Source organism: Maribacter sp. UH1, from assembly GCF_056839145.1.
On sequence record NZ_CM166387.1, the window covers coordinates 75,186 to 94,922 of the forward strand.

General features: G+C 34.0%; 19 protein-coding genes. 10 read left to right on the top strand and 9 right to left on the bottom strand.

Translation table 11 applies throughout. From position 1 onward, the window contains the following. The first annotated feature begins 195 nt into the window (after positions 1-195). Positions 196-1,821, top strand: a complete 1,626-nt coding sequence (locus tag UH1x_RS00385) for a long-chain fatty acid--CoA ligase (protein ID WP_482624219.1) — start codon at positions 196-198, stop codon at positions 1,819-1,821. A gap of 48 nt (positions 1,822-1,869) precedes the next feature. Here the strand turns inward: UH1x_RS00385 and carB are convergent, their stop codons facing one another. Both carB and rpmH read right to left on the bottom strand, forming a co-directional pair. Further along, positions 1,870-4,722, bottom strand: a complete 2,853-nt coding sequence (gene carB, locus UH1x_RS00390) for a carbamoyl-phosphate synthase large subunit (protein WP_482624221.1) — start codon at positions 4,720-4,722, stop codon at positions 1,870-1,872. Between the two features lie 89 nt (positions 4,723-4,811). After that, positions 4,812-4,973 carry a 50S ribosomal protein L34 gene (gene rpmH / locus UH1x_RS00395; protein WP_036155072.1) on the bottom strand — a complete coding sequence of 54 codons (162 nt, stop codon included), beginning with the start codon at positions 4,971-4,973 and terminating at the stop codon, positions 4,812-4,814. Between the two features lie 267 nt (positions 4,974-5,240). Between rpmH and UH1x_RS00400 the strand changes: the two genes are divergently transcribed. Further along, complete coding sequence (locus UH1x_RS00400) at positions 5,241-5,756, top strand: hypothetical protein (RefSeq protein WP_036155074.1); 516 nt, start codon at positions 5,241-5,243, stop codon at positions 5,754-5,756. 2 nt (positions 5,757-5,758) lie between these two features. Here the strand turns inward: UH1x_RS00400 and UH1x_RS00405 are convergent, their stop codons facing one another. Next, positions 5,759-6,715: a lytic transglycosylase domain-containing protein gene (locus tag UH1x_RS00405; RefSeq protein WP_036155077.1), complete on the bottom strand. Its 957-nt coding sequence runs from the start codon at positions 6,713-6,715 to the stop codon at positions 5,759-5,761. 66 nt (positions 6,716-6,781) lie between these two features. Beyond that, complete coding sequence (locus UH1x_RS00410) at positions 6,782-7,432, bottom strand: alpha/beta hydrolase (RefSeq protein WP_482624224.1); 651 nt, start codon at positions 7,430-7,432, stop codon at positions 6,782-6,784. 189 nt (positions 7,433-7,621) lie between these two features. Between UH1x_RS00410 and UH1x_RS00415 the strand changes: the two genes are divergently transcribed. Then, positions 7,622-7,918, top strand: coding sequence for a GNAT family N-acetyltransferase (locus tag UH1x_RS00415; RefSeq protein WP_482624226.1), 297 nt, complete (start codon positions 7,622-7,624; stop codon positions 7,916-7,918). A 35-nt stretch (positions 7,919-7,953) separates the two neighbouring features. On the opposite strand, the gene mtaB is transcribed toward UH1x_RS00415, so the two are convergent. The 3 genes from mtaB to UH1x_RS00430 all read right to left on the bottom strand — a co-directional run bounded on the left by mtaB (position 7,954) and on the right by UH1x_RS00430 (position 10,960). Further along, positions 7,954-9,282: a tRNA (N(6)-L-threonylcarbamoyladenosine(37)-C(2))-methylthiotransferase MtaB gene (gene mtaB / locus UH1x_RS00420; protein WP_482624228.1), complete on the bottom strand. Its 1,329-nt coding sequence runs from the start codon at positions 9,280-9,282 to the stop codon at positions 7,954-7,956. Between the two features lie 85 nt (positions 9,283-9,367). Beyond that, entirely contained in the window at positions 9,368-10,543 is a 1,176-nt protein-coding gene (locus UH1x_RS00425; protein WP_482624229.1) for a GlmU family protein, read from the bottom strand. A gap of 144 nt (positions 10,544-10,687) precedes the next feature. After that, positions 10,688-10,960 (bottom strand): type B 50S ribosomal protein L31, encoded by a 273-nt coding sequence (locus UH1x_RS00430; RefSeq protein ID WP_036155087.1) that lies wholly within the window; start codon positions 10,958-10,960, stop codon positions 10,688-10,690. A 182-nt stretch (positions 10,961-11,142) separates the two neighbouring features. On the opposite strand from UH1x_RS00430, the gene UH1x_RS00435 reads away from it, so the two are divergent. The 4 genes from UH1x_RS00435 to UH1x_RS00450 are packed head-to-tail and all read left to right on the top strand — an operon-like array spanning position 11,143 to position 16,255. Further along, positions 11,143-11,670 carry a DUF4199 domain-containing protein gene (locus UH1x_RS00435; protein ID WP_482624231.1) on the top strand — a complete coding sequence of 176 codons (528 nt, stop codon included), beginning with the start codon at positions 11,143-11,145 and terminating at the stop codon, positions 11,668-11,670. A gap of 46 nt (positions 11,671-11,716) precedes the next feature. Continuing rightward, the gene (locus UH1x_RS00440; RefSeq protein ID WP_482624233.1) at positions 11,717-12,676 is read left to right on the top strand and encodes a glycosyltransferase family 2 protein; all 960 of its coding nucleotides are present in this window, start codon (positions 11,717-11,719) and stop codon (positions 12,674-12,676) included. 43 nt (positions 12,677-12,719) lie between these two features. Beyond that, the gene (locus UH1x_RS00445; RefSeq protein ID WP_482624235.1) at positions 12,720-14,429 is read left to right on the top strand and encodes a phospho-sugar mutase; all 1,710 of its coding nucleotides are present in this window, start codon (positions 12,720-12,722) and stop codon (positions 14,427-14,429) included. Beyond that, positions 14,429-16,255, top strand: a complete 1,827-nt coding sequence (locus UH1x_RS00450; RefSeq protein ID WP_482624236.1) for an ABC transporter ATP-binding protein — start codon at positions 14,429-14,431, stop codon at positions 16,253-16,255. Before UH1x_RS00445 ends, UH1x_RS00450 begins: the two co-directional genes overlap by 1 nt. An 86-nt stretch (positions 16,256-16,341) precedes the next feature. Here UH1x_RS00450 and UH1x_RS00455 read toward each other — a convergent pair whose 3' ends face one another. Further along, the gene (locus UH1x_RS00455) at positions 16,342-17,046 is read right to left on the bottom strand and encodes a hypothetical protein (RefSeq protein ID WP_482624238.1); all 705 of its coding nucleotides are present in this window, start codon (positions 17,044-17,046) and stop codon (positions 16,342-16,344) included. A gap of 139 nt (positions 17,047-17,185) precedes the next feature. Between UH1x_RS00455 and UH1x_RS00460 the strand changes: the two genes are divergently transcribed. The 3 genes from UH1x_RS00460 to UH1x_RS00470 are packed head-to-tail and all read left to right on the top strand — an operon-like array spanning position 17,186 to position 18,698. Then, positions 17,186-17,728 carry an RNA polymerase sigma factor gene (locus UH1x_RS00460; RefSeq protein WP_482624239.1) on the top strand — a complete coding sequence of 181 codons (543 nt, stop codon included), beginning with the start codon at positions 17,186-17,188 and terminating at the stop codon, positions 17,726-17,728. Between the two features lie 33 nt (positions 17,729-17,761). Then, positions 17,762-18,268, top strand: a complete 507-nt coding sequence (locus UH1x_RS00465; protein WP_482624241.1) for a hypothetical protein — start codon at positions 17,762-17,764, stop codon at positions 18,266-18,268. Continuing rightward, on the top strand, positions 18,261-18,698 hold the full coding sequence (locus tag UH1x_RS00470) for a hypothetical protein (protein WP_036155102.1): 438 nt from the start codon (positions 18,261-18,263) through the stop codon (positions 18,696-18,698). Before UH1x_RS00465 ends, UH1x_RS00470 begins: the two co-directional genes overlap by 8 nt. Here UH1x_RS00470 and UH1x_RS00475 read toward each other — a convergent pair whose 3' ends face one another. After that, positions 18,699-19,721: a WD40/YVTN/BNR-like repeat-containing protein gene (locus UH1x_RS00475; protein ID WP_482624243.1), complete on the bottom strand. Its 1,023-nt coding sequence runs from the start codon at positions 19,719-19,721 to the stop codon at positions 18,699-18,701. Positions 19,722-19,737 lie beyond the last annotated feature (16 nt).

A 19,737-nucleotide genomic window follows, 5' to 3' on the forward strand; every position in this document is an offset into this window, starting at 1 on the left:
CGAAACAAGTTTACAGATAAACAGTAGTAATGAATTATCTGATAAAATTATTTTTTAATCTAAAAGAGTACACACCACATTATGAGCGAACTATAATACATTTGCTATTTATAATGTTAAAATAGTGATGATTTCTCATTATAAATTCATTAAATTTATTGGTCAAGCAATTATTATAACTTAAAGCATGCTTTTATGAACGGATTAATAATGGATTACCCACTAACCACCACTACCATACTAAATTATGCAAGGAGTGCTTTTCCTGACAAAAAATTAATCTCTTATCTACCAGATGGAAGCCGGCATGAATATACCTACGGTCAATTATATAAACGCTGCTGTCAGCTTGCTAATGCATTGAGGAATAAACTCGGTATCACTCAAGGCGATATGGTAGGTACTTTTGCTTGGAATCACTATCAGCATGTGGAATTGTATTATGGAATTCCTGGTATTGGTGCCGTCTGTCATACAATCAATATTAGATTATCATCTCAACAAACCGAATTTATCATCAATCATTCTGAAGATAAGGTCATTTTTGTTGATGCTACCTTGGTTCCCCTTTTAGAAAAAATTGCACCTAAATTGGAGACCGTTGAAAAGTTCATAATCATCAACGCCCCAAAAGGTTTTACTACAAGCCTACCAAATATTATACATTATGAAGATTTAATTGGAGAGCAATTAGAATCTATAGAATGGCCTGAACTAAATGAAAATGATGCCAGCGGTATGTGCTATACCAGTGGTACCACGGGCATGCCTAAAGGCGTGCTATACTCCCACAGGTCTACCTATTTACACGCAATGACGATTCTTACACCTAATGCGGGGAATTATAGCAACAGAGATATTGTACTACTCATTGTTCCCCAATTTCATGTCATGGCTTGGGGTTTTCCCTACATGTGTCTTTTAACAGGCTCTGATATGGTCATGCCCTCTTTACACTTAAGACCAGATGCTATTATTAAAATTCTAGAAAGCGAGAATATAAATAAGGCCAACGGCGTACCTTCTATTTGGAGAGGTGTTTATGAGGAAATGAAAAAAAATCCACCAAAGAAGAAATTGGCATTAGAAGAGTATTTAGTTGGCGGTTCAGCATTGTCGGCAAGTCTTATAGAAAACTTTGAAAAAGATTTTGGTATAAAAGGGGTTCAAGCCTGGGGAATGACAGAAACCTCTCCACTTGGCACCGCCAGTAGACTTCAGAAAAAACATGAAAGCCTAAGTGAAAAAGAACAAATTAAAATACGAGCCAAACAGGGAATTGAATTTCCAGGTATAGAAATGCGCATTGTTGGCGATGACGGAAAAGTAGCACCACGAGATGGTAAAACGATGGGAGAATTACAGGTAAAAGGGGCCTGGGTTATTAAGTCTTACTTTAAGACCAATAGCAGAGACAATTTCACCAAAGACGGTTGGTTTAGAACAGGTGATGTTAGTACCATTGATGAAAATGGGTATATGGAAATAACCGACAGAACTAAAGATTTGATTAAAAGTGGTGGTGAATGGATTTCTAGTGTTGCTCTAGAATTAGCTTTAATGTCTCACCCAAAAATTAGAGAAGCTGCCGTAATTGCCATACCTGATAAAAAATGGTCAGAAAGACCTTTGGCTACATTAGTTTTAGCTGATACTGATAATCATGTATCTGTTGAAGAACTAAAAGAATATTTAACTAAGGATTTTGCCAATTATCAGATTCCCGAGAACTATAAGTTTATTGATGAAGTACCAAAAACTAGTGTAGGTAAATTTGACAAAAAAGAAATAAGGAGATTATACGCAGAAGGGAAACTCTAATATCATTAAAGTTTCCCTCCTATTTATAATATAAGTCCTATTACTGGACTATTTGCTTAAATACATTTTACGTCTAGCATAAAGGTTGTAAAACTCATCATCTTTTAAGCTATCAATAAATAAAATGCTTTCTCCTGTACTTTTCATTTCAGGACCTAAATTCTTATTTACATTAGGGAATTTGTTGAAAGAGAATACCGGCTGTTTAATTGCAAATCCTTCTAATTGAGGATTGAAATTAAAATCTTTAACTTTCTTCTCACCTAACATCACCTTAGTCGCATAATTTACATAAGGCTCTTTGTACGCCTTAGCTATAAAAGGAACCGTACGAGATGCCCTAGGGTTCGCTTCAATAATGTAAACGATATCATCTTTAACAGCGAATTGTATATTGATAAGACCTACGGTGTTTAAAGCTAAGGCAATTTTCTTAGTATGATCTTTAATCTGTTGCATTACAAATTCACCTAGATTAAAAGGTGGTAAAGTAGAATTAGAATCTCCGGAGTGAATTCCACAAGGCTCAATATGCTCCATTATTCCAATAATATATACATCTTCGCCGTCACATATGGCATCAGCTTCAGCCTCTATAGCGCCATCCAAATAATGATCTAATAATAATTTGTTATTAGGTATTTTTCGTAATAAACCAACTACGTGCTCTTCTAGTTCTTGCTTATTTATTACAATTTTCATTCCCTGGCCACCTAATACGTATGAAGGTCTAACTAAAAGTGGAAAATCCAATTCATCTGAAAGTGCCAATGCTTCATCAGCGGTTTCAGCAACTCCAAATTGAGGGAAAGGAATATTATTTTCCTTTAAAAGATCAGAAAAACTACCTCTGTCTTCCGCCAAATCTAATGCCTCAAAACTAGTCCCAATTATCTTAACACCATATTTAGAAAGCTTTTCAGCCAATTTAAGAGCCGTTTGCCCACCTAACTGAACAATTACCCCTTCTGGTTTTTCATGGCGTATAATATCATATATATGCTCCCAATATACTGGTTCAAAATACAATTTATCCGCTGTATCAAAATCAGTAGAAACCGTTTCTGGATTACAGTTGATCATAATAGTCTCATAACCACACTCAGCAGCTGCCAATACTCCATGTACACAACAGTAATCAAATTCAATACCTTGACCAATTCTGTTTGGTCCAGATCCAAGAACCACTATTTTCTTTTTATCTGTTACTACACTATCGTTTTCTACATAACGCGTACCATCAGCTTTCTCTATTTCCGCCTCAAAAGTGGAATAGTAATAAGGGGTCATTGCCTTGAACTCTGCAGCACAAGTATCTACCAACTTATAAACTCTATTAATATTTAGCTCGGTACGCTTATTGTAAACTTCACTTTCATAACAATCTACCATATGAGCTATTTGTCTATCTGCAAAACCTTTTTGTTTTGCTTCTAACAATAAGTCTTTTGAAAGTGTGGCAATAGTATACTTAGAAATCTCTTTTTCTAAAAAGTAAAGTTCTTCATATTGCTTCAAGAACCACATATCAATTTTAGTAATCTCATGTATTCTACTTAACGGAATACCAATTTGTATGGCATCATAAATTACAAACACCCTATCCCAGCTAGGAATGGTAAGCTTACTTATAATTTTGTTATAATCCTTATAACCTTTTCCATCGGCACCTAAACCATTACGTTTGATCTCTAAGGATTGTGTGGCTTTATGTAGTGCTTCTTGAAAAGAACGCCCTATTCCCATTACTTCTCCTACAGATTTCATCTGTAATCCTAATGTACGATCAGAACCTTCGAACTTATCAAAGTTCCAACGTGGGATTTTTACAATTACATAATCTAACGTAGGTTCAAATAATGCCGATGTTGATTTTGTAATTTGATTATCTAACTCGTCAAGCGTATAACCAATAGCTAATTTAGTTGCTACTTTTGCGATAGGATAACCAGTCGCTTTTGAAGCCAGTGCCGATGATCTAGATACTCTAGGGTTTATTTCAATTGCTATAATTTCCTCTTCTTCGTCCGGACTAACAGCAAACTGTACATTACATCCTCCTTCAAAATCACCTATACTACGCATCATATGTATAGCCATATCACGCATTTTCTGATAAGTCCTATCCGATAGGGTCATTGCTGGTGCAACTGTTATAGAGTCTCCAGTATGGATACCCATTGGATCCATATTCTCAATAGCACATATAATAACAACATTATCATTTTTATCCCTAAGAAGCTCTAACTCATATTCTTTCCACCCCATAAGGGCTTTATCGATCATCACCTCATGAATTGGGGAAATCTCCAAACCATAACTTAACTGCTCATCAAAATCTTCTGGTTTGTAAACAATTGATGCTCCCGCTCCTCCTAATGTATATGAAGCTCGTATTACTAATGGAAAACCAAACTCTTGAGCTATCTCTTTACCTTTTAAGAAAGATGTTGCCGTTGCCTGTGGTGCCATGCCAACACCAATTTTCAACATTAGTTCTCTAAATTGCTCTCTATCTTCAGTAATATTTATAGCATCGATATCAACACCTATCAACTCTACACCAAAATCTTCCCAAATTCCTTTTTTATCCGCTTCAATACAAAGATTCAATGCCGTCTGACCTCCCATAGTTGGTAAAACAGCATCAATCTGAGGTTGTGCTTTCAAAATCTCTAAAATTGATTTTGTAGTCAATGGTTTTAAATACACATGATCCGCCATTGAAGGATCTGTCATAATCGTTGCAGGATTACTATTAATTAAAATAGTCTCTATACCATCTTCACGTAACGAACGTAAAGATTGGCTACCTGCATAATCGAATTCACATGCTTGACCGATAACAATAGGACCTGATCCTATTAATAAAATGGAATTTAAATCTTTTCTTTTTGGCATTTTATAACAATTTAATATGGGAATTGGACAAAAAAAAGGTGCTACTTTCAGAAAAGTAACACCTAAATATTTTTAAAACAATGAAATCATTATTTTTTATGGCTTGGTTCAGAGGAAACAGTTAATTTCTTTCTTCCTTTTGCTCTTCTTCTTGCAAGAACTTTTCTTCCATTAACGGAAGCCATACGCTCACGAAAACCGTGTTTGTTCTTTCTTTTTCTCTTTGATGGTTGAAACGTTCTCTTGCTCATCGCCTATATAATTAAATGCTTTGTATTAATTTTGAAATTTGCCCTTTTCATTGGACGGGTAAAACTGGGCGCAAATATACAAAGAGTTTTTGCTTTAGCAAGGGTTATGAAAAAAAATATTTTTATAAATCCGTACGTCACAAAACGAAGCTTTTGATTAATTTTGCCCGAATTGAAATTTAGCGCTGTAATCGCTTTATTTTAATAGGGTTTCAATAAAAACCAAAAAGCTTTTTTAACCATCAACTAGATTAATAAACTTAAAATATGTTCAATAAAAATTTAAAATTAATCATAGCCGGACTCATAATCGCCTATTCTGTGTATCAATTTATAGAGGGTAATATTGGAAATGGCATATTTTTAATCTTGTTATCCTTAATTTTTATCTTTCTTTATTTTAGAAACGAGATTATTCTTTTAGCTTTTTTAAGAATGAGAAAGCAAGATTTAACCGGTACTAAAAATTGGCTAGATAAAATTAAAAATCCTGAAGCGGCATTAACTGTTAAACAACAAGGATACTACAACTACCTACACGGCATCATTTTTTCGCAAACCAATTTAACCCAAGCAGAGAAGTACTTTAAGAAAGCCCTTAAACTTGGATTAACGATGGATTATGATGTTGCTATGGCTAAATTAAGCTTAGCAGGTATATCAATGCAAAAACGCCGTAAGAGAGAAGCAACTATGCTACTAAACGAGGCTAAGAAATTAGATAAAAATAATATGTTGACGGATCAAATTAAAATGATGCAACAACAAATGAAGAAAATCTAATTCTATTTAGTTTCTCTATAATATCCTTTATTAGGAATTTCTATAGTATACTTTTTACGAGAATTATTATTTAAATGCGCCTCTCTCAACCAAGGATTGTGGCGCTTTAAAATTTTATAGTTGATTTCATATTCTTGCGCAAAATCAGCAAAGTCACTAACTGGTTTATCTATTTCAACATTGAATGTCGGTACCGCTTCGTACATATCTTCTTTCTCGATATGAAAACCATACTTTTCTGGATTAGACAAGATTTCTTTGATTGCCATAATTCTAAATACATATCTACCAGTTTCACTACCAAGTAACAAATCCCAGTAATTATCTACTTGCTGAATACCCATATATTTATTAATAGCTCCAGGACCTGCATTATAAGCTGCCGCGGTTAAAGCCCAACTACCATATTTATTTTTCCACCTATTCAAGTATTTACAAGCCACCTCTGTAGACTTTTCTAAATGGTAACGCTCATCTACGTTTGAGTTCACTTCTAAACCATACTCTCTACCTGTTTCTCGCATTATTTGCCAAAAACCCGTTGCACCTGCTGGCGAAACTACATTTGTTAAACCGCTTTCTGCTACAGCTAAATACTTAAAATCATCTGGAATGCCATTTTTTGCTAAAATTGGCTCAATGATAGGAAAGAATTTATTTGCTCTTTTAATCAATAGAACTGCATTAGATTGCCAATACGTGTTTACCAAAAATTCGCGATCTATACGCTCCAATATTTCAGGATCTGACTGAGGAACAACTTCTCCTGCAAAATTTAAATTCTCTGGTATATCTATAGATGATATTTTATATGCTTTAGCTACATTTTTCTGAACACTATCATTTACAACAACTTTGTCATTACTAGCAATACTATCCGTATTTCCCACAGCAAATATCAATGTACCCGCAACAAATACCACACCCAACAACATCAATATATTTTTAATAGTCTTCATGAATTTTATCTTTATATTTTATTTCTAACAACTTTCTTGTCTTTCAAAGGTATATATAGAACTATTTTATTCCAAAATAATTGTTGCCAAGTTCTCGTTAAACCACTTTGCCCTATGTATGATCATGGTATGAGTACCGTTGGATACAGGAATACAGTTACTAATATTTTCTATAGGAAAAACGGTATCTTTTACGCCATGTATATGCACCAACTTCTCACATGGTTCCTCTTGCTTCCAATTTACTAGCTCGTTTATAGACCAATCTATATACCCTTTGTCTCTTACGGATAAATACTTTTCATATAATGAGAGACGCTTTGTTACACTTTCACCAAAAGCATACTTTGCAAGTAATTCTACATTATTGACCAAACCTGTTGGAAGAAGTTTATGTACACTCGTATATCTTGCAAACAACATACGTTTTGGCAGCTCATATCTTGTTTTTACGCTAGAAATAATAATCACCTTTCTAACATCAATGAAATTAGTCATTTCTTGAACTAGGAGCCCTCCCAATGACACCCCTAGCAACACCACATTCTTATGCTGTATTTTACTACACATATGTTTAGCATATTCACTAAACGAAATACCCTTTGTAGGAATATTCCATTCTAACAAATGAAGCGTAAAGCTTTCTTTTGGCAATTTTATAAACTCAAAAATAGCAGGACCTGCTGCCATACCAGGCATACAATACACATGAATCATAATAGCTAGTATAGTTACGAAACGTAGTAAAAACTAGGAAATTAAGTAATTTTTAACTACTTTTGTAGGAGAATGCGAAAAATACATCTATTTCCATGTGTTATATTCCGTACAGCATTTATTAAAGACTAATTACGATATGAGAACATCGTAATTTTTTTGTCTAATAACAACACTAAAATTATCTATATGAACGATGTTATCATTAATGACAATTCTTTTCTGCGTCAATTCGAAACTACCGTAGATGGTCATTTAGCCAGAATTGAATATTCTTCTCAAGAACGCAAGGTATTCCTTACCAAATTAGTTGTTCCAGAAGAAATTACAGATGAAGCTTTCAGAGAAAACTTTATCAAAGCCGTTCTAAGTATTATTCAAGAAAGAAATCTTAGAGTTGTTCCAACAAGTCCTCATATAGCAGGATTTCTTCGTAAGAACAGAAGACAGTACAAAGAGATGTTACCAATTGGTATTCGAATCTAAAAAATTTAAAAGCCTTTCAATTGAAAGGCTTTTTTTTACGCTTCTATTTTTTCATTTACAAATTCGAATCTTACTAATCCATCTGCATCTATCTCGGTAAGCTTTACTTCATGCAATGTGTTTACCAATTCTGGATTCCATGGAGATTTCACTTTTACGTAGTTTTCAGTAAACCCGTGAATATACCCTTCTTTATTTTCCCCTTCAAATAAAACCGTTAATTCATTTCCAAGCTGACTCTCATAAAACGCACGTCTTTTCTTTACTGATAGTCCACGTAACATTTTACTCCTTTTACTCCTTACCTTATTAGGTACTACACCATCCATAGTAGCAGCAGGAGTATTATCTCTTTCTGAATACGTAAAAACATGCAAGTAGGAAATATCCAAATCATTCAAAAAATGATAAGTTTCTAGAAAATGTTCTTCGGTTTCTCCCGGAAACCCCACAATTACATCAACACCAATACAGCAATTTGGCATTACCTCCTTGATCTTTTCAACCCTTTCTTTATAAAGATTGGTCATATAGCGACGCTTCATCAACTTTAGAAGATCATCACTTCCACTTTGTAAAGGAATATGAAAATGGGGTACAAAAGTTTTACTTTGAGAAACAAACTCAATTGTCTCATTCTTTAATAAATTTGGCTCTATAGATGAAATACGCAAACGATGAATACCATCTACGTCATCTAATGCTTCAACCAATTCTAAAAAAGTATGTTCATGCTTTTTATTACCAAACTCACCTTTACCATAATCACCTATATTTACTCCTGTTAAAACAATTTCTTTAATTCCTTGCTCAGAAATATCCGCAGCATTTTTTAAAACATTTTCTAAAGTATCGCTTCTAGATATACCACGTGCTAACGGAATTGTGCAATAGGTACATTTATAATCGCACCCATCTTGAACTTTCAAGAAAGCTCTTGTTCTATCTCCAATTGCATAACTACCAACGTAAAAATCAGCATCGGCTATTTCACAAGAATGAACCTTGCCGTGATCATTTTTGGTTAAATCATTTATGTAGTCAGTGATTTTAAATTTCTCCGTTGCGCCTAAAACCAAATCTACTCCGTCTACATCGGCTAATTCTTCTGGTTTTAATTGCGCATAACAACCAACGGCTGCTACGAAAGCATCGGGATTTATCTTTTGTGCCTTTTTTACAATAGTTTTAAATTTCTTATCGGCATTATCGGTTACAGAACATGTATTAATTACATACATATCCGCTTCTTCCGTAAAATCTACCCTATCAAACCCCTCATCTGCAAAACTACGGGCTATGGTAGAAGTTTCCGAAAAATTCAACTTACACCCCAAAGTGTAAAAAGCCACCTTCTTCTTCATCTAAATAATCTATTTGAATACGCAAAAATACTTAAACTAAACTCAGCCATAAAATTCCAATTAGCTGAATTTCAGACTTAACTACTTAATATTTTCTCCATTTCTTTGTTAATTCGAAAACGTGGGTTAGAATATCAGCTTCAACTTCATTAAACTCCACCCCTCTTCTAGCCATCATTACCTTAGCGGCATCAAATGCTTTTGCTGGCTGATATGCTGTAAACCCAGACGCTCCGCCCCAACTAAAACTTGGAACAAAATTTCTAGGAAATCCTGGAACATATATATTGGAATTCACCCCAATTACCGTTCCCGTATTAAACATGGTATTAATAGCGGTCTTACTATGATCACCCATCATAAGTCCGCAAAACTGTAATCCCGTTTGCTCAAAACGCTCTGTTGCGTAATCCCACAAACGGACTTTAGCGTAATTATTTTTAAGATTGGAATTATTGGAATCCGCGCCAATATTACACCACTCTCCTAGTACGGCATTCCCTAAATAACCTTCATGACCCTTACTTGAATATCCAAAAATGACGGAATTACTTACTTCACCACAAACTTTACTATAAGGTCCAATAGTAGTAGCACCATAAAGCTTACCTCCCATTTTAATTATAGCATTATCACATAGCGCTAAAGCTCCACGTACAAGACTACCTTCCCAAATTTCAGCATTCTTTCCTAAGTAAATAGGTCCGTCAGTAGCATTTAAAATACTAAATTCCACCTTCGCTCCTTCTTCTAGGAATATACGCTCTGGATGTATTAATTGATTGGTATCTGAAATTGGCTGACTTTTTCTTCCTTTTGTAATAAAATCGAAATCAGACTGTAATATATCTGCATTTTTATCGAAAATATCCCAAGTATTATTGATTTGAACCAAATCATTTTTGAATTCTACAACAGTAAAACTACTTAGCTCATCAGAATTTTTAACCGATGCACTAGAATAAGCTATTATTAAATCACCTGACTTTACTACCTCATTCTCTTTTAACGAATGAATTGTTTTTATTAAACTATCGGACGGCAAAATCGATGCATCTATGAATATATTTGAATCTTCTAATTTAACCGGATACTTAATACTCAAATATTCTTCAGTTAAAGAAGTTACGGAGACCTTTAAATAAGCTTCCCATCGTTCTTTCAAGGTCATTATTCCTATACGTATTTCAGAAACGGGACGCGTAAACGTAAAAGGCAAAAGATGATTCCTACGAGGACCATCAAAAAGAATAAAGTTCATACAAGATGATTTTTTTTCAAAATTAACAAATAACCCTAAAGCATCTATACATTATAGATAACTTCCTTTATTTAAAAGTTAAATGCAAAAGAAACGCCTTCGAAAATTTCGAAGGCGTTATATTTAATAGAAGAAATAAAAATACTATTCTTCTTCTTTTTTCTCTTCTTTAACAAATTTCTTGTACTTGTTCTTGAACTTATCGATACGACCTGCTGTATCCAATAATTTAGATTTACCAGTGTAAAAAGGATGAGAAGTTCTTGAAATTTCCAATTTAACTAATGGATACTCAACTCCATCAACTTCTAAAGTCTCTTTAGTATTCGCTGTTGATTTTGTTAAAAATACCTCTTCATTAGACATGTCCTTAAAGGCCACGATTCTATAATTTTCTGGGTGTATGTCTTTTTTCATTTTAAAAACTTTAACGCACCCATTCCGACGGGCACTCATTTTAAGGCTGCAAAAATAGTGAAATTCTACAAACAGACAATTACAAAACTAAAAAAAATATTAAAATTTAATTTTATCACTTTTGTAACATAATATCTCAATAGCATACTAATATACAAAACAACCTATAATCACTATATATCATGGAAGAAAATCAACCTAAAACAGGAAAATTTGCAAGAACATACGGCTTAGTATTAGGTATACTTACGATCACCTTTGCCGTAATGCTATATGTAGCAGGCTTACAATACGAACAAAGTCTTGCGCTATTTGCTGTGAATATAAGCATAATGGTAGGTGTAATTGTATTTGGAATTTACAAGTTCAGAGAGGCGAACAACAATTTACTGACCATAAGCGAGGCAATAAAAGTTGGAATAGGTATTGCTTTGATTGGAGCAATTATAGGAATCATTTATCAAATGATATTTATTAATGTTATTGAACCTGATTTCATGACTAATATGATGGCTGCCCAAAAAGCGGAAATGATTTCTAAGAACCCTAGTATGACCCAAGATGAAATTGACGCAGCTGTCAAAATGATGGAAAACTTTTCTGGTCCATTTTTAAGTGCTGCAATGAGTTTAATCAGTGCTTTATTTTTTGGGCTAATAATTTCCCTTTTAGGTGGTTTAATCTTGAAAAAAGAAGAAGCTGCTTATTAATGCTAAGTAATTGTAGTATTTTTGGAGACAATACCAGAAGTCGCGCATGCAATTATCAATAGTAATTCCTTTACTTAACGAAGAAGAGTCACTTAAAGAACTTCATGATTGGATTGTATCTGTAATGCAATCCAATCATTTTTCATATGAAATACTCTTCGTTGATGATGGTAGTACAGATAATTCTTGGAATATCATTTCAGAATTATCCAATCAAAATCCTTCGGTCAAAGGAATCCATTTTTTACGTAACTACGGAAAATCGCAAGCATTACATGCCGGTTTTAAAGCCGTAAGCGGAGATGTAATTATCACTATGGATGCCGATTTACAAGACAACCCTGAGGAAATTCCGGAGTTATACCATATGATAACCAATGAAGGCTATGAATTGGTTTCTGGATGGAAAAAGAAACGGTACGACTCTATCATTTTTAAAAACACGCCTTCAAAATTATTTAATTGGGCAGCTAGACGCACATCTGGCGTACGACTTCATGATTTTAATTGTGGCTTAAAAGCATACGCAAAAGACGTTGTCAAAAACATTGAAGTCTCTGGTGAAATGCATAGATATATACCTGTGCTTGCAAAAAACGCAGGTTTTTCTAAAATTGGAGAAAAGGTCGTAAAACATCAAGCTCGTAAATACGGTAAAACAAAATTTGGAATGGAACGTTTCATTAATGGATTTCTAGATTTATTGACCATTTGGTTCGTATCTAGATTTGGTAAACGACCTATGCACTTATTTGGTGCGTTGGGCGTTTTAATGTTTTTAATCGGGTTTGGCTTCGCCATCTATTTAGGTATAGATAAGTTATTCATCAACAAGTTTGGAAGACTGATTACAGACCGCCCACAATTTTATATTTCACTGATAGCCATGGTGATAGGAACTCAGTTGTTCTTAGCAGGGTTTATAGGGGAAATATTAATACGTTCTAAAAAAGAAGAAAAAAGATATATCGTTTCAGAAGAATTAAACACAGCACTTTTAGAATAGTAAAATTCTTACTAACTTAAATGCACATAAAACTATAAACCAAATGGATAACATCCTTGATACCGCTAAAACCTGGTTAACCGATTTTTTCGATCCAGCTGTAAAAAAAGAAATTGAACACCTTATTGCTAACGACAAAGAAGAACTGAACGACCGTTTCTATAAAAATATGGAATTTGGCACCGGTGGTATGAGAGGCGTTATGGGCGTAGGTACAAACCGTATTAATAAATATACTTTAGGTAAAAGTACACAGGGTCTTAGCAACTATTTAAACAAAGTCTACAAAGGCGAGGAAATTAAAGTAGTTATCGCTTTTGATTGCCGTCATAATAGTGACACGCTTGCAAGAACGGTGGCAGAAGTCTTTTCTGCCAACAATATTAAAGTTTACTTATTTTCAGATTTACGTACTACCCCAGAACTTTCGTTCGCGGTAAGACATTTAAATTGCCATGCGGGTATCGTATTAACGGCATCACATAATCCACCAGAATACAATGGTTACAAAGTGTACTGGACAGACGGAGGACAAATTGTACCACCACAAGATGGAGAAATTATTTCTGAAATTAATTCTCTTGATTTTGAAGATATAAAATTCAGCCCCAACGATAGCCTTATTGAAGTAATAGATAAAGAAGTTGATGAAGCCTTTATATCCCAATCTGTTGCAGCAGGTAATTTTAATGCCGCTGGAAAAGATGACTTTAAAATTGTCTTCACCTCATTACACGGAACTTCAATTACCGCTATTCCAGAAGTATTGAAACGTGGCGGGTATGAAAATGTAACTATCATTGAAGAACAAGCTAAACCTGACGGAAATTTCCCTACGGTTAAATCTCCCAATCCAGAGGAATCAGAAGCACTTTCTATGGCGGTTAAAAAAGCCGAAGAAATTGGTGCAGATATGGTTGTGGGTACAGATCCAGACAGTGACCGTTTAGGTATTGCCGTTCGTAATCTTGATGGTGAAATGGAAATTGTTAACGGAAACCAAGCTATGGTTTTAATGACAAAATTCCTTCTAGAAAAGAAAAAAGAAAAAGGATTTAAAGGCAATGAATTTATTGCGACTACTATAGTTTCCACCCCAATGATGGAAGCTATGGCCAAGGCATACGGAGTAGAATTTAAAACTTCTCTTACCGGATTTAAATGGATCGGTAAAATGATCAAAGATTTTCCAGAATCTGAGTTTATTGGTGGTGGTGAAGAGAGCTTTGGTTATATGGTAGGTGATTTTGTACGCGATAAAGATGCGGTTACCTCTACCCTATTGGCATGTGAAATTGCTAGTCAAGCAAAAGCTAACGGTAGTTCTTTTTACAAAGATTTAATTCAATGTTATGTTGATTATGGCTTCTATAAAGAGCATTTAGTTTCTATTACCAAAAAAGGAATTAGCGGTGCTGAAGAAATTAAGCAAATGTTGAAAGATTTCAAAGAAAACCCTGTAGAATCTGTAGCGGGTTCTAAAGTAAAGTGGATTGAAGACTACAACACGTCAATTGCTAAGAACGTTTTAACTGGCGAAGAGAAAACTATTGATATTCCAAAATCTAACGTTTTAATTTACGAAACTGAAGATGGGACTAGAATAGCAGCAAGACCAAGTGGAACAGAGCCTAAGGTAAAATTCTACATCAGTACAAATACGAAATTAGAAAAAACTGAAGATTATAAAAAAGTGGCAGCAGAACTTGACAATAAAGTCAAGAGTATTCTTGCTGAGCTTAATTTAGCTTAATGAACTATTTCAAAAAGATTCTTCGCTTTGCGAAGCCTTACAAGATATATGCAATTTTAAATATTATATCTAACATCTTTTATGCACTGTTTTCAACATTGGCAATGATTTCATTATTTCCAATGTTGACAGTGTTATTTGACAAAACAGAAGAAGTATACACTAAACCAAAATGGAATGGCATATCTGAAATAAAAGATTACGGTATAGATTATCTAAACTATTTTGTAACGGAAAGAAGTAAAGATAGTGACCCTGGTGAAGTGCTCATGTTCATGGTTGGTATAATTATCACCATGTTCCTTCTAAAAAACCTTTTTAACTATCTAGCTATGTATTTCATTACGTTCTTACGTAATGGCGTACTTAAAGATTTACGTAACGAACTCTACGACAAGACTGTAGAATTACCTATTTCCTATTATTCTGAAAAGAGAAAAGGCGATACTATAGCCCGTATCACCTCTGATGTGCTAGAAATTCAACATTCATTTTTGTCCATTTTAGAGCTGATTGTCAGGGAACCGTTAACTATAATTTTTACAATTATAGCCATGCTCTCTATTAGTCCGAAATTGACTTTGTTCGTTTTTCTATTTCTTCCGCTTTCGGGTTTTTTGATTTCCTTAATCGGAAAATCACTAAAACGAAAATCTGACAAAGTTCAAAGTGAGCAAGGTTACTTTCTATCTATTCTTGAAGAAACCTTAGGAGGATTACGAGTTATAAAAGCTTTTAATTCGGAATCTGTATTTGCAAAGAAATTTCAAGCTTCAACTAAACGTTTTTTTAATTTTTCAAATAGCCTGCTAAATCGACAAAATTTGGCATCCCCTACAAGTGAATTTTTTGGTATTGCAGCCATTGGGGTAATTCTATGGTATGGCGGACAAATGGTTTTGGTGGAAAAAACTCTTGAAGGCAGTTTGTTTATTACTTACATGACATTGTCATATCAAATATTAACTCCTGCAAAGGCTATTAGTAAGGCTTCTTACAGCGTTAAAAAAGGCAACGCTGCAGCAGAACGTGTAATGGAAATTTTAGAAACTGAAAATCCTATTTCTGAAATTGCAAATCCTATAAATCAAGAAACCTTTGATACAGCTGTAAACATTAACAACATCTCTTTTAAATACGAAGATGATTATGTATTAAAAAACTTCAACTTAACAGTTGAAAAAGGGAAAACCGTTGCCCTAGTTGGGCAATCCGGTAGTGGCAAAAGTACAATAGCCAATCTTGTTACTCGTTTCTATGATGTTAATGAGGGTGATATTAGCATTGATGGCAACAACATTAAAGACCTTAGTAAAAAGTCTTTACGTGGTTTACTGGGCTTAGTTACACAAGACTCTATCTTATTTAATGACACGGTTAAAAACAACATAGGTTTAGGAAAAGAGAATGCCACAGATGAAGAAATTATTGAAGCTGCAAAAATTGCCAATGCCCACGATTTTATAATAGATTTACCTAATGGCTACGATACCAACATTGGTGATAGCGGTAATAAACTAAGTGGCGGACAAAAACAACGCCTATCTATTTCTAGAGCGGTTTTAAAAAATCCTCCAATCATGATTTTGGACGAAGCCACCTCTGCTTTAGATACCGAAAGCGAGCGATTAGTACAAGATGCTCTGGAAAAGATGATGAAGAACAGAACTTCTATTGTTATTGCACATAGACTTTCTACAATACAAAATGCAGATTCTATTGTTGTACTTCAAAAGGGAGAAATTGTTGAACAGGGTACTCATGCAGAGCTTTTAGAACTAAATGGTACGTACAAGAAACTTGTACAAATGCAATCTTTGGTATAAATTTTTACATCAAGTTATTCCTAAAGATTATAAATTAAAAAAGCCATCTTTTCAGATGGCTTTCATTTTGTATCAATGATTCTAAACTATCGAGCCACTTTAATATCTACAATCATTATTTGACCGTCGTTACTTTTCATTTTAATAGCACCTTTATGTCCTGCTGCATTTTCAAATAAAACAATAGTCGGATAATCTTGAGGACCCATTGCCTCATCTTCATTCTCAATAACTAAGTCAATAAGTGCGCTTTCGTCGGTTATAGCATCAAATTCCTCAACCGTCATTTGATCTGCTGTATTTTCCATTTTGGTCGTTGCACCACCTTCTATTTGCTCATCTTGAAACAAATCATCAGGACTCATCCAAAATAAGAAACCAGGATTTGACGGACTCATATCATACCATGCTAAATCAATAGTTGGTGCAATTTCAGCATCAATTTCATTATATGTGTATAAACTTCCAGTACTTGTAGAAAAGAAACGCTTAGTATCCAAGCCATCAGTATCAACTATGAACTCCACATTTTCATATAAAGCATAACTTGACAATTCTTCAGCTTCCTCTTCAGTTTCTTCCTCGACTACTTCTTCTTCCACTTCTTCTTCGGTTTCCTCTTCAGCTTCTTCCTCACTCTCAGCCTCTTCTTCGTCTACTAATTCCTCTCCCTCATCAGTTTGTTCAGTTAAGTCCGCAATAATTACATCTTCATTATCATCGCTACATGAGATAATTGTAATGGATACCATTAAAAAACATACTAAGAAAAAATTTTTCTTTAAAATCATATAATTAAGTTTTGGTTTCTTTTACAACGGATAGATGACATAATTATTAGGATACCTAACAAAAATATCAAATACCTTACGGAATGATTAAACCTTTGTATAACTTCATAGTCTAAGGATAAACAAACCTCAATTCTAGGTGATCGAAGAGGAAGCATTAGTATTAGATTTAAAAACAAAGAACAAGCAGGCGCAAGCTTTTGAGGTATTGGTAAATACTTACAAAGAGCGACTGTATTGGCAAATACGAAGTATTGTATTAAATCACCAAGACGCAGATGATGTTTTGCAAAATACCTTTATTAAAGTTTATAAAAACATAGACGGATTTAAAGGAGACAGTAAACTTTTTTCTTGGATGTACCGTATTGCAACTAATGAGGCTTTAAATTTCATAAAAAAACGAGCTAAACTTCAAGGAGTTTCTGATACTGATTATCAAGATAAATTGGTGTCTAACTTAGAAGCAGATGTATATTTTGAAGGTGATGAAATTCAACTTCAACTTCAAAAAGCTATTGCAACACTTCCTGAAAAACAAAAGCTAGTTTTTAATATGAAATATTTTCAGGAGTTAAAATATGAAGAAATTTCAGAAATATTGAACACATCTGTTGGTGGACTTAAAGCTTCTTACCATTTAGCTGTTAAAAAACTAGAACAGTATTTGAAAGAAGATTAAACCTTTTATACAATTGATTGTCAAACTAGTATCATGAACAAAAACAAAAATAATCCGTTTAAAACTCCAGAAAGCTATTTCGATAGCTTTGAGAATAAATTGATGGATAAATTATCTAAAACTGAAAGTATTATCCCAAAGGATAGTGCATTTAAAGTGCCTGATAATTATTTTGAGTCTTTCCATGATACTCTTAAAGGAAAACTTGAGAATGAGCCAAAAGTGATTCCGCTTTTTCCTATTAAAAAAATAATAGCAGTAGCTGCCTCAATTGCCGCTATTGTGCTCATAGCTTTAAATTATAATTGGAATTCCTCAAGTGAATTAACTTTTAGCGATTTGGCGAATGCTGATATTGAAGCTTATTTTGAAAATAATGATTTTGAACTTTCACCATATGAAATTGCAGAAGTATTACCTGTAACGAATACGGAATATTCAGATTTTTTAAGCGCACCTATAGAAAGTGATAACCTTTTAGATTACTTAAATGAAAATGTGAGTGATTTTGATGAACTAAATATTGACTACAATGAATAAATTTATAATTACAATATTCTTATTTGTAACCACCTTCTCTTTTGGACAGAGAAACCAAGATTGGGAGAAAATAAATACCTTAAAAGTAGCTTTCATTACTGAAAAGCTTTCTTTGAATACCAAAGAAGCCCAAGAGTTTTGGCCTGTATACAATGAGTACCAAAAGAAAAGAAATGCTTTACGTAAAAAAGGTCATCAAGAAATTAGAAGTAAAATCAAAGACTCTGATGCTTTAACAGAAAAAGAAGCCGAGAACCTTTTAGCATTACATATTAAAATTGAAGAGGAAGAAGAAGCTTTGGATACTAATTTCCTTAAAAATGTAAGTACAGTAATTTCAGCTAAGAAAACACTGCTGTTATTAAGATCAGAAGAAGAGTTTAAGCGCCAATTAATGAAGCAATATCGCCAAAACAAGGGCGGTAAATAACTACTTAAAGGTTAATTTAGATATACGATTCTTACCAGCAGCATAGGCTATAGTATCATTTTTAAAACGTAAAGTAAAGAAAGGCTCTTTTGATAGTTCTTTCCAACTTTTACCCATATCCGATGAATACGATATACCTGTAAAACCTATAGCTACAAGCCCATTTCCATTAGTACCCGGAACAAATTGCACACAGCTTTTATAACCTGGAGCAATTCCGTCAGCTACCAAGTTCCAAGTTTTTCCTCCATCTTTGGTAATCGCTTTATTAGCTACAGCATTATTCGGATTAGTGTAATCTCCGCCAATGGCAAATCCTAAATTTTCATCATAGAAATCTATGGAATATACACCCTCTGTGGCTTCAGCATTTCTGATGGGAGTTTGATAAGTTTTCCATGATTTTCCCTTATCCGAAGAAAACAGAATTCTTCCAGATGTGGTCGCCATCCAAATAGTATCCCCTATTGTTTTGATATTAGTATTACTTGCAGCAAAAGCTCCTTCACCATCAATACCTTCCGGTAATTGAGAACACGGCAATTTTGTCCAAGTAAGTCCACCATCCGAAGTTATAATAACACTTAAACATCCGTTTACAGAATCTCCTATGGCAATTCCGTCCTTATCGTTCATAAAAGTCATGGCATCATAAAAAACACCTTCTCCCTCCTCTTTATAGACCAGCTCCATTCTACCATTTTCCCCTGTTTTATAAAGAAGTGCAGGCGACTCTATTGAAAGCATAAAAAAATCGGTATTCGTATGGGCTACTGCCCTAAACGAAGGTACACTAGTGTGGTATTTTTCAATATTCGCCCGTACTTTACCAGTGACCAAATCCACAGTACCAAATGTGCCTTTATTTGCAGCGAATGCCAAACTATTACCCATCAGTTCTATAGCCCTAATACTTAAAGAATCTGAATATATGGTTTCAATATCTACCGTATTAAACGTAGTTGGATGCTTACTTTCTGAACATGAACACATCAAAATGATTAAAAGAAAAATATAACGCATAGGATTATGGTATAAA